Origin of the sequence: Peribacillus sp. R9-11 (assembly GCF_031345095.1) — a bacterium.
GTDB classification, from domain to species: domain Bacteria; phylum Bacillota; class Bacilli; order Bacillales; family DSM-1321; genus Peribacillus; species Peribacillus butanolivorans.
On the sequence record NZ_CP133763.1, the window covers coordinates 2,265,743 to 2,278,291 of the forward strand.

A 12,549-nucleotide genomic window follows, 5' to 3' on the forward strand; every position below is an offset into this window, starting at 1 on the left:
ACTCAAAGAATAACGTTTTTTTGTGTTTGAAATTGTTTCGTTTTCTTGATAGGCATGACGAAGGAATGAGAGGGCAATTGACCCGTTGAGACATGGGAGGGAAAGCCTCCAGGGGCGGCGTGGAGATGTGTATTATATGGTAAAATATGGAGTGGTAGCTGGCTCCTTTATTTAACTATGCCTTCACGAAGCCTAACTGATCTGAACTCATTTCATTTACCCGTAAGTCTAATTACAAGGGTTATGAAATCCTGCGAATAAGTGAGCATTCGAGAGATATTCGCATCAAACTGAGGGAGTTGAAGAATGGTTTTTCCTCTTATTTAACAATTATGCATATTGTCAAGGATGTAGTTTAGGATTACTAGTGATGAACCGTACCATAAGTAAATGAGGTTTTTAGTACGGTCGGAAGACACCTTCAACAAAGAAAGCTAGCCAAGGGCTGGCTTTTTTTTCAGTAAATAGATCTGTGCCTAATAACTCCTCGAATATTCTTGTTTTAAATATAGTTTCAAAGGTGTTTACATCTCGGTTTATTATATTACTATGAATGTTTACTTGTAGTAATTTGTGATATTTAATCCAATCAAGTAGTAATATATCATTCTATTATTTATCCATACACCGCTACTAGTTAAGCTGCTTTAGTTTTTGTAACTTAGATAAATCTGAAACAGGACTTTGAAATTATTTAAAAGTCATGACACTAGGTAAAAACGATTATTTTCTGATAATTTACATGAAATTAACATGGAATTAACCTTCTATATAAATAACCAGATTATTATTGGGGAATAATAGGAGGAATGAAATTTTGAGAAAACTATTTTGTAAAAGATTTATTAATTTACTAGTTATTGCACTACTGGTTCTACCCATCTTCTCAAGTCTTGCCATTCGTGCGCATGCAGAAGATACCGTGTCGGTTAAATTACTTTCGGTGAATGATTTACATGGTAAGATTGATGTAACAGCAACAATTAATAATGTAAATTACGGACGTGCTGATTATTTGGCTACTTATTTAAAAGCCCGTAAAGCAACCAATCCAGATAACACGCTAATTATCCATTCTGGAGATATGATTGGTGGCAGTTCTCCGGTTTCAGCTTTACTTCGAGATGAACCTACTGTTGAAATCATGGAAGCAATCGGATTTGATGTAGGAACTGTAGGTAACCACGAATTTGATAAAGGTACACAAGAATTCCTTCGGATGGTAAATGGCGGTGACCATCCGAACGGCACACAAGGATATAACGGGATGGACTTTCCAGTTATTGCTGCAAATGTGGAATACAAAGATAGCGGAAAGCTCATATTAGATCCCTATGCCATTAAAGAAGTAGATGGTGTGAAAATTGGATTTATTGGTGTAGCTACGGTTGAAACACCTAATATGGTGATGGCCTCAGGTATTCAGGATATTCGTTTCACGGACGAAGCTGCCGCTGTTAATAAATATACGGAGGAGCTAAAAGCACAAGGAATTAAGGCAATTGTCGTTTTAGCTCACGTTCCTGGAAATCAAAGCGGTGAAACGGCCACTGGTCAAATTGCAAGTTTATCTAAGAACGTAGATGACGAGGTAGATGTCATTATTGCTGCTCATAACCATGTGAAACTCAATGCGATTGTAGACAACAAACTTATTGTCCAAGCTTGGGAATATGGAAAATCCTTTGCGGATATTGATTTGAATATTGATCGTGTTACAGGCGACATTGTTGAAAAACATGCAGAAATCGTTGATGTTATTCAAGAAGGTGCAACTCCTGATCCAGAGGTTAGTGCCATTCTAGCCAAATATAAAGAAATGGTTGGAACAAAATTGAATGAAGTCATGGGTTATGCTGCCACTCCAATGACTGGCGGATACCCTATCAAAGGCATCATTGGTGACAATGCTCTTGGAAACTTGATTGCAGACGGAATGAATGATGAAATGAAGTCTGATTTTGCCTTAATGAACGGTGGAGGAATCCGTGACGTTCTAGCCCAAGGCGAAATTACTTGGGAAAATCTTTTCAATATCCAGCCATTTAATAACACATTGGTTACGGTCACCATTCCAGGATCAGCATTAGAACCTATATTAAATGCTCAGATTTCATCCTATGGGCCAGACGTCTCCATTAGTGGATTCTCATATATATGGGATAGTGCGACAAGGAAAGTAGTGAATATCTATCTTCCTGATGGAACACCAATTGATAAGAATGGGACCTATACGCTTACTGTCAACAATTATATGTATGAACATGAGACTGATAAATATAAAATTCGCCAATATGGCAATGATCCAGTTCAAGGACCTGAAGATTTACAAGCTACTGTAAACTTCGTGAAAAGCTTTAATGGACCAATCCATTATGTAGCGGAAGGAAGAATCTCGGAAGACTTCAAGGCACCTGAACTGGCGGATGTGGTATTACATGAGGCTGACTTGAGAGACGGATCGTATCTTCATGAAGTTAAGGTATCCTTGGAAGCAACAGATGCAGGTATCGGGATTTCGCATATTGAGTATAGTCTAGATAACGGTGTCACTTGGAAACGTTATGATGAGGGGCTAACTATTAATAAAGAAGGTAAAAACTCTATTCAATATCGTGCGATTGATAAAGTGCATAATGTTTCAGAGCCGAAAGCTCTTGAGGTATTCATTACACCTGCATCAGTCGAAAATGCGATTTCTTTAGTGAAACAAGCAGAGGGAAATAAAGGAATCAAAACATCGCTTATTGCTCAATTGGAGAACGCAATTAAAACTTTTGAAAAAGATAAAGAAGATAAAGCTTATCAATCTTTAGAAAAAATTTACTCGCGTATTAGCGAGCTCCCAAATAAGCATTTAGAGGAAGTGGACAAAAACGAAATCATGTTCATGCTTCAATACATCATTGAACATAGAACAGAAACTAGCGGGAATGAGTTCCCAGCCTTATTAGCAAGTTAGTTTTCGATTCGAGTCTTTTATAATAAATAAAATGATGGCAAGGATAAAAACATGACCTTTCGAAAAAGTAGGATGGTAACCAGAAAATAGGAACTGAAAAAACAGATAGAGGCTTGTTTTACGCGCACTCTATCTGTTTTTTTAATTTACTCTATTCAACGTTAGAGTGAACCGTACCATAAGTAAATGAGGTTTCTAGTTGAAAGTTAAAAAGTATTTCATTCTTTGAATTCATTATTATCTAAATAAAAATAAGCACTCAGTCAAAAAAGAGTAGAATGCTGAAATTAATCTTAGCATTCTACTCTTTTTTTTTGTCTCTAATATCACCAAAATCTATTTGATGACCGCCGCCAAAGTTAATCCACTCCATTTGTGATTACCGTGGCCAAAAAGTAAGTTTTCACTTTTTATAAGTTTGTTTATTTTTGTTAGTAAATTAATATAAGGAAAAAAAGACTTCAAACCATATGACAATCGCCAGCTACTTTCAGAAAAAGATTATAAGTATTCAAAGGCAAGTGGGGAAAACAACCTGTTTTTCTTCACTTGCTTTATTTTAGGGACTTATCGGACAGCCCCCTTGTGGAATTAATAATATTAATATAAAAAATTAACATTATATTTATATAGTTTTGGTTTAATTGAATTGTAAAATATAAATCTCCTTGGAGGAATCATTAGATGATTAATAAGAAAATTGTGAAAACAGGAGCTACTTTAGCACTTGCCTTAGCTATTACAGTTCCAGCACTATCACCGACAGCAGCTACTGCGAAGGAAAATAGTAAAATTGAATCTGTTAAATTTAATGGAATGAAAGCACCAGCTACTATCGATGAAATGGTAAAAACGTATACAACTGCAACCGTTGATGTAAAATATAGCAATGGAAAAGTAAAAACATTTCCGTTGTCCTACAACTACCTATTTAAATCGGAAGATAAGGTAGCAACCGTTAAAGGTGAAAAAATTCCTGCAGGTACACCAATTGATGTAAAAGGAAATCCAATTAAGGATCCAAGCAGCACAGACGGAAAATATTTTGTTTCAGATGCTCCGGATTCAAATAGCTTATTAATGCCAATTGACGGCAAACTTTATATGGTTACACATTATGAATATCAAACAATTGATGCTGCTGGTCAATCAGCATACGGTTTAGTCCCAGCATCTATGTCTTTAACTGAGTTGGAACAGGACAAAAAAACAGGTGAACTTAAACCTGTAAAAGTAGAAAAAATCGATTTTTCGGCAGTAAATGGACTTTGGATTCCATGTAATGGTTCTTTATCACCATGGAATACACATTTAGGTTCAGAAGAGTATGAGCCAGATGCTCGTCAATTTGCGGACCCTACATCAAAAACAAGAAGTCAAGTTGAAACATTTGCTCAATTCTATTTTGGAAATAAAGCAAAGGCTAATCCTTATTTCTATGGCTACACTCCTGAAATTACAGTAGATAAGAAGGGGAAAGCATCGGTTGTGAAACATTACAGTACAGGGCGTTTCTCTCATGAGTTAGCTAAAGTAATGCCTGATAACAAAACTGTATTTTACGGTGATGATGGTGGTAATACAGGAATGTTTATGTATATAGCCGATAAAGCAAAAGATTTATCAGCGGGTACACTATATGCAGCTAAATTTAAACAAACAGGTACTGAAAATGGTGGTTCAGGAGACTTAGAATGGATTAATTTAGGACATACAACGGATAAAGAAGTGGAAAAAATTATTGACAGCGGCATTACATTCAATGATATTTTTGAAACTTCTGATGTACCAAAAGAAGGTTTTACAGCGATTAAACAATATTCATATGGTAAAACAGAATATCTAAAACTTAAACCTGGTAAAGAAAAAGCAGCTGCCTTCCTTGAAACACGCCGATACGCAGCAATGCTTGGTGCGACTACTGAATTTAACAAAATGGAAGGTTTAGCGCTAAACGAAAAGGATAAAAAAGTATATATTGCTATTTCCGATCAAAGTAAGAGTATGGAAAAAGATTCAACAGGAAAAGACCCAGCAGACCATATCCAATTACCAAAAATTAAAGCTGGTGTAACCTATCAATTGGATTTACAAGGTGGTCAAAAGGATAGCGAAGGAAAGGCTATTCATAGCTCTTATGTAGCACCATCAATGTATGGATTGGTGGTAGGAGAAGACCTTCCTAATGCTGATGCATATGGAAACACTGCAAATGTAGACAAAGTAGCTAATCCCGATAACTTAAGTTATTCTGAAGCAATGAGAACCCTCTTTATTGGTGAAGATAGCGGTGCTCACACAAATAACTATGTTTGGGCATATAATGTTGAAACGAAAGAATTAAATCGTATTCTATCTGTTCCAGCAGGAGCCGAAGCAACTGGATTATTTGCTGCTGATGACCGCAATGGATTCTCATACATTTTCAGTAATTTCCAACATCCTGGTGATGAACTAGATGGTAAGTCAATTACAGCTGTTAACAAAGATGAATTATTTAAAGCTGTTGACGAACAAATTGGCATTAATAAAACAGGGGGGATTGGTTATATCTCTGGTATACCTTCTTTAACAAAATATAATAATGGTAAATATCAAAAAAGTTTAGAAATTGATAAAAAATGATAAGTTTAGATTAGGTAATGAACCTGAATGAAGGAACACAAATTTACGTAACGGCAACTGATGCAGCCGGAAATATAAGCACTGATAAAGTTACTAAGTAATGGATAAACTGGCTCCTAAAATTCCTTCAGTAAATGAAGTTATTGTGCTTATAAAAATGAATAGGGCTGTCATAAAAGTGATTAAAAAATGACTTTTGTGACAGCCCTCATCCATTTTAATTTGGCTCTGTATTATTTGTTGGGGTTATGACACAATTTTGAAGCAATAAAAAAACGTAGGAATCTTATTTTAGAAATGAGATTCGTGTCTCACCTCAAGCAGTGGCAGAACAAGTAGGGATTTTGCTAGAGAGAAACCTATAGGTGGGAAATAGAATGAGATTGTGAAGGATTGTACGTAAACTTTAGCCAATGTCGATTGTGATTATAAAGAATCTCTTGAACCAAAAACCAGGATGATCCCAAGAAATAAAATTATAAATATTGTTTTATTAATCCTGTACGTAAAAGTACACATTTATAAACATAAAAAGTCCTTAGAATCTATTAAATCTAAGGACTTTTTTGATTGCCTCTAATCCTAATTATGTTAAGTAGGGCTGGCGTACGCTGGTTCTTCTTATTTCACATTTCACATACTATTTTTTGAACGTATTTTTATGTTTTGTTGCTGATAGGTCGAACACGTAAGTGACATTTCTGTCATTCTTATTTATTTATTGTTAGGTAAATCGATGGAAAGAAATTGAAATGATTTTTAAAATAGATATAAACTCTGTTGTAGAAAGGAATAAGTCCAGAGAACCCTTTACAATCACCTTATTAGTTTGGTTGACGTTGTTTGTAATTTTTGTACTTCATGGGAGAATAGATACACTTTATCTTAAAGTAGATACTTTATAAAAAAAGCCGCCCTTCCAAATATAGAAAGATAGCCCCTTTGGCGTTTTAAGGAAAGGACCTTGTATTAACCTGATAGATGGCGAGACCCGTTTTAGAGAATGTACGGTTAACTTAAATGAATTTTAAAGTTCTTATATTAAAACAAAAAATGATACTACCAAGAAAAGGAAAATGACTGATGAATCGAAGTTTTGTTGATCGATACAATCAATCTATCATTTTCTTTAATGGAGAGTGTAAAACTTGAAAGGAGAAGTCTATGAAAAAAGTATTCGAAGTATTAAAGAAAATATTTGTTTTATTTATTGCCTTTATCTTGCTCGTATCAGTATCTGTTTTTATTTACCATAACTCTCAATTAAGTAAGGAAGCAGCACTCCTTAAAAGTGAGGGAACAGTCGTTAAGTTTAATAATAAAAAAATTAATGTCTATAATGAGGGAAGTGGTGAGGATACATTTGTATTTATGGCTGGCTCCGGGATCGCTGCTCCTGTTTATGACATGAAAGGACTATATAGCAATTTTTCAAAAGAAAATAAGATAGCTGTCATTGAAAGAGCTGGATATGGGTACAGTGACGTTTTTAACGATGACAGAGATATTGACAAAATACTAGAGCAAACTAGAGAAGCGCTAATAGAAAGTGGAAATAAACCTCCGTATATATTAGTGCCTCACTCATTATCAGGGATAGAAGCTATTTACTGGGCACAAAGATACCCAGATGAAATAAAGGGAATTATTGCTTTAGATATTGGTTTACCTCAACAGTACGTAACACATAAAATGAACCTAGTTGATTCATTGACAGTAAGAGGAATAAATATTTTAACGAAAATTGGTTTGCACCGACTTGTTCCTTCTTCTACTTATAATCCTGAAGTGATTCGGCAATCATTTTTAACTGAAGAGGAAAAAGAAATTTATAAAGCATTATACTATAAACAATTTTTTAATGATGATATGAAGCAAGAACTTTTACAGGCTTATGAAAACGGTAAAAAATCAGTTAACCTTCCGATACCAAAAGAAACACCTATTTTATTTTTAGATGCAATTGCTGACCAATATAAAAACTCAAAATATACAAAACAAAAAAACAAAGATTATGAGGAATTTGCAGAACAATTAGAAATAGCAGATGTCATAAAAATTAGAGGTACACACAGCATTTATTTATACGTGCCTGATGAAATATATAAGCTTTCAATGGAATTTATCAATAAAGAAGTTGAAAAAAATGAAATCCTACGTGATGAAAGGATATAACATTTTAATAGTAGAAGACGATTTGATAATTGGCGATTTACTTCAAAAAATTTTGTAACTCGAAGCGTACTATGTTTGTTGGAAAACGGATGGAAGAGTAGTTCTGGATATCATCCATAAGATAGATTTAGTCATAATGGATGTTATGTTACTAGGTGAAGATAGCTATCAAATCACAAAGAAAATAAAAAACTAGGATTAAATATTCTCATAATTTCTCTCTCTGTCCGAAATGATAGGGTAAATCCTTTTGATTCTAGAGAGTTACATTACAAACTTTTTTAAATTGCGGGGTAGAAAATACAATTGACTAAGAACATAGGGTCGTTGAATTATTTGCAGAAATTATAGATTAAATATTAGTTGAACTTGATTAAAAGTTATACCATTTTTGGTGGAATCTTTAATGTTTCAGGAGGGGGATTTGGAATTATAGAACTTTTAAGGTCAAGGCTTAACTTGGATACAGCTTAGCTCATCTATATAGGAAATCCAGGATAGTAGGTGGATGATTATGAGTTAATTGGTTAATTGACTGGGCGGTAAATAAAAAGAAAAGGTACTAATTCCTTTTTTGTACGGAATCAGTACCAGGTATAGATATTTAATAATCTTACTTATTAGGGAATCACTTACCGGTTAATTAAGCAATTCCCTTCGTCATAACGAACGATAATGACGAGCTTGTGTCTATCCCCATGGTGTTCCGATTACGACAAATATTAGCCAAGCAAGTCCAGGTCCGATAACAACAAAGCATGCGGATGCAATTAAGAGTTTTCTAAAAAATTCATTTTGGTTCATACCTTGAGCATTTGCGAGCAACATAGCACCATTTGTTGAGAAGGGACTTATATCCACAATGCTCGATGCAAAAGAGATGGATGATATGACACCTATGGATGATACAGTCGGATCCTGAAGAATTGGAATCGCGAGTGGAATAATGGCTGCCAAGAAACCTGTTGTTGAGGCGAAAGATGAGATAATTCCTCCAATATAAGATGCTGTTAGAGCTGCCATTACAGAATTATTCATGCCAGCTATTAACTGGGTCATATATTCGATAACACCGATTTGTTCTAGTACTCCTACATAAGTCACAATCCCTGTTACCATAAGGATAATTGGCCAAGGCATACTCTGTAAGACGCCTTCTTGCCTTTTTGGAGCCATCAAGAAAAGTGCCAACCCTACTCCAAACCCGGCAAAGCCCATGTGTACATTGTACCCTAGAGCTAGGACGACTAGAAGAGCTATTCCAAGAAGTGTGAATCCTCTATACCAAGTTAAACGCCCTTCTGATTTTCCTGAATTATCTACTTGATTTACATTTATATCGATTGTTTCTACTGTTTCTACTGTAGCTGCTGTATACAGGTGAACAGAATCTTTCCTAAAAAACCTAAGTCCTCCAAAAAGAATGAATACTATAATCGCAACGAATACACATAAGATAAAGGTGTTTAAGAAAAGCAAACCTGGTGAATGTGGGAGGTTTTGTGAATCCATCATACCGTTCACAATCACACCAAAAAGATGAAGTGGTGAGAAACCACCCGCAGTCACCCCTATAAGTAGCATTAAGCCCATCATAAGAGGATTAATCTTGTATTGAAAGGCAACTCGTAACGCAATTGGACTTAAGATAGAAGCAGAAGCAATGGCAGATGTACCGATACTGGTCAAAATAGCACCCAGGGCGAACATAATCCATGGAATTAAGCCGGTGTTACCTTTAACCAAAAGGAGTCCCCATCTACTAATTAAGTCGATGGTTCCATTTTTTTGGACAATGGCAAATAAGAATGTGACTCCTGCAAGTAGGACGAATAGATCTGCAGGAAATGCACTAAAGATCTCGTCAACGCTTAGCCCACTGACTAACACACCCATGATAAAAGCAGCAACAAAACCAATAATACCGATGTTTATTGGAAGAATAGCTCCAATGATAAACATGAGTAAAAGTAATATAATAGCTCCGATTTCTATGCTCATAATATGTCCCCCTAAGTTTAATAAATTGCTCATGTGTGACCTGAGCCATGTGCTGAACAAATCCATTTGCTTGCGTCTTAGAGGTAGGGTCGCACTGTAACAGACTCATAAGAAAAATACTCTATTAAAAATTTAAAACTTTGATTCACAAATCTGAAAACGCTTTCAATTAGAAGTATTATGAATGCCAATAAATATCCTTATTAGGGAATTATTTTTTTGAGTTTTTCAAATGAAGAGTAATTGTCAACAATTTATTAATATCATCAAGAGTAATTGCATAATACAAGACACGTTTAATTTCTGTTTAACCAATTGTAGAGTAGCTTCATTTCTTTAACCTCCTTTCCTTAGTTCATTTTTGTATAAAAAACTAATGGCGATTGTCGACAAAATTATGCTGATGTTTGTAATTCTAATGAAATTAGAATTTTCTGTCAATGTTTTTTTTATCAATTTTATTAAATTCCCTTAATCCAAATAGGAGGGTGTAAATTCAAGAAGTTTTGTTAAACCAGAAGTTGGTTTTTGTACCCTATGTATTTGAAAGAATAAACCGCATTTTGGGAAAGGCAAATAAGCCTGCTCGTAGAGATAGGCTTTTTCACTTTTTTCAATTTAAGTTTTCATGTTGAAAAAACAAGGGAAAGTGTTTTTAGGTAGGAAACTATGGAATATGGTTTTCTAATTTTGTTTTTCAACGTCCTTTTCTTCTGGTGTCATAGTTCATACAGTAATACAGTCCTCATCAACATTCATACCACATGCACGTTCAATAACTACATTCATTGAAAACACCCGTTTCGGCTTCAATAATTGGAATTGGTAAGATCAACTTGACCTTTGTTCTGCATGGATTGTTAAGGGAAAATCTAATTATTAATGCCTTTAATGCTAGGTTGTGATTTACCTTTAGGGTTAAAGACATTTTGGTTATGCTGTATTAAAACTTTTTTTGCTTCAACAAATTGTTTTTTATGTAAATGATTTAAAATAATATGGTGTTCTTTAAGTGATTTATTAATATTCTCTACCCATTCAAAAGAAAGTCGTTGCAATGATAGTAGCGGTAGTCCTAATCTAGAATACATATTGGCGATAATATCACTTTTACTCATTTCGATAATCCCCAAGTGGAACTTTTGATTCAACATCGCGTATTCCAAACGGTCACCATCAACCAGATCCATCTTATTAACAAGCTGTTCCATATGAATTAGAGATGATTCAGGTGTATCGAGTTCTGCAATCCTCTCTATTGCCAGGCTTTCGAGCATCATTCTTATTTCTAACAGATCAATAATATCTCTTTCTGAGTAGCCCTTTACAACGGAACCTTTTCTTGGGATCCGTTCAACTAAACCATCGATTGCTAATAAATAAAAAGCTTCTCTTATTGGGGCTCTGCTTGTCCCAAATTCTTCAGCATAATTAGCTTCTATTAATTTGTCTCCTGCTTTAAGTTTCCCAGTAATAATTTCTTCAGTTATTTTCTCGGCTATCAGCCTAGATAGTGAGTTATTATCAAAAATGTTGTTATCAACCATTATTTGTCCTCCTTAACCTGGACATGAGTTTTGAACTTTTATTAATGTATACAATACCAGAACTTTTAGAAAAATCGAAGTAAACTTTTTGGGAAAATCCTACTCATTTTAAATTTTTTTAAAAAAGCAAAATATTGTCATCAAACTAAATCAATTGAAATGAGAAAAAGGGTGAAGATTGCCACTCTTTTTAGAAGTAAATACAACCAATGTTATCGACAAATTGAAAATACACGTAATAAGCCTGAAAATAAATAGTCAGAAAATTATATAAATTAATAATTATTAGTTGAATTTACATTAAAAGTATATTAGGATGTAATCATTCACAATAAACGATTGTCGACAATATACTATTTTAGTTTCGGTACATGATAATTTTTTAAAAAAAGCAAGTAAAGAAGTCATCAAATTCAAATTTATTAAAGGGGTGAATTCAGCATGAAAGTTACGATTAACCGAACTGAAACGAATGGGAAGATTACCTTACAAGAAAGCGGCGGGTTTGCGATAGTGACCATACACCGTCCAGAATTAAAAAATGCACTGACAAATCGAATGTGGAATGATTTAGCAGAGATGGGGAAAATGATAACTCAAAATCCAAAGAATAAAGTCGTAATATTGCGTGGAAGTAAAACTCATTTCTCTGCTGGCTCCGATATTAAACAATTTAATGAGTTAACAATTGCTGAGGCAAATGAAGCATTTCGATTAATGGAAGAGGCCATTTCTACTTTTGAAAAAATAACATTACCTACAATAGGCGCCATAAATGGTCCTGCGTTAGGTGCAGGTTTTGAATTGGCCTTAGCATGCGATATACGAATTGGCACGCCACACACACTAATGGGAATTCCAGTTGGAAGACTAGGGATTACTTTGAACCAACCATTTGCGAAAAGAATAGCCGACATGATCGGAAAAAGTAGAACAATGGATCTAGTTTATACGGGTCGTTTATTAAATCCAATAGAGTGTTATCAATTGGGCCTAATCAATTATCTTCTAGATGATGAAGAAGATATTAATCATTTCATTATAAATCTTGGCAAAAGGATCTTGGAGCAGTCACAAGCCTCCCTTTTAGCTGTAAAACGGTCAGTTGCTTATAATTATCCGACTATTTCAATTCCATGGGAAACTGGCATTCAATCCAGCGTTGACCCCATTGACTTTCCAGAAGGTGTTCGATCTTTTGTAGAAAAAAGAAAACCAAACTTTCAAAGGAGACGATAA

6 protein-coding genes and 1 pseudogene are annotated in these 12,549 nt (G+C 34.6%); 5 read left to right on the forward strand and 2 right to left on the reverse strand.

The genetic code is table 11. From position 1 onward, the window contains the following. Window positions 1-817: 817 nt before the first annotated feature. From RE409_RS11130 to RE409_RS11145, 4 genes and pseudogenes are all read left to right on the forward strand, one after another. Entirely contained in the window at window positions 818-2,962 is a 2,145-nt protein-coding gene (locus tag RE409_RS11130; protein ID WP_242486127.1) for a bifunctional metallophosphatase/5'-nucleotidase, read from the forward strand. A gap of 684 nt (window positions 2,963-3,646) precedes the next feature. Continuing rightward, a complete protein-coding gene (locus RE409_RS11135; RefSeq protein ID WP_201254543.1) occupies window positions 3,647-5,587 on the forward strand; it encodes a PhoX family protein in 1,941 nt (646 codons plus the stop codon). Window positions 5,588-6,751: 1,164 nt separating this feature from the next. Then, window positions 6,752-7,762, forward strand: coding sequence for an alpha/beta fold hydrolase (locus RE409_RS11140; protein WP_201254544.1), 1,011 nt, complete (start codon window positions 6,752-6,754; stop codon window positions 7,760-7,762). Next, window positions 7,749-8,029, forward strand: a pseudogene (locus RE409_RS11145) (response regulator); the annotation flags it as partial. The gene RE409_RS11140 and the pseudogene RE409_RS11145, both read left to right, overlap by 14 nt. A gap of 423 nt (window positions 8,030-8,452) precedes the next feature. On the opposite strand, the gene RE409_RS11150 reads toward RE409_RS11145, so the two are convergent. After that, entirely contained in the window at window positions 8,453-9,763 is a 1,311-nt protein-coding gene (locus RE409_RS11150; RefSeq protein ID WP_201224876.1) for an SLC13 family permease, read from the reverse strand. Window positions 9,764-10,635: 872 nt separating this feature from the next. Then, window positions 10,636-11,310, reverse strand: coding sequence for a GntR family transcriptional regulator (locus RE409_RS11155; protein ID WP_201249693.1), 675 nt, complete (start codon window positions 11,308-11,310; stop codon window positions 10,636-10,638). 441 nt (window positions 11,311-11,751) lie between these two features. On the opposite strand from RE409_RS11155, the gene RE409_RS11160 reads away from it, so the two are divergent. Next, window positions 11,752-12,549: an enoyl-CoA hydratase/isomerase family protein gene (locus tag RE409_RS11160; protein WP_201181037.1), complete on the forward strand. Its 798-nt coding sequence runs from the start codon at window positions 11,752-11,754 to the stop codon at window positions 12,547-12,549.

Excerpts from the sequence above, each read along its gene's own strand:
- RE409_RS11135 (WP_201254543.1), top strand. The coding sequence starts at position 3,647 with ATGATTAATAAGAAAATTGTGAAAACAGGAGCTACTTTAGCACTTGCC.
- RE409_RS11140 (WP_201254544.1), top strand. The coding sequence starts at position 6,752 with ATGAAAAAAGTATTCGAAGTATTAAAGAAAATATTTGTTTTATTTATT.
- RE409_RS11150 (WP_201224876.1), bottom strand. The coding sequence starts at position 9,763 with ATGAGCATAGAAATCGGAGCTATTATATTACTTTTACTCATGTTTATC.
- RE409_RS11155 (WP_201249693.1), bottom strand. The coding sequence starts at position 11,310 with ATGGTTGATAACAACATTTTTGATAATAACTCACTATCTAGGCTGATA.
- RE409_RS11160 (WP_201181037.1), top strand. The coding sequence starts at position 11,752 with ATGAAAGTTACGATTAACCGAACTGAAACGAATGGGAAGATTACCTTA.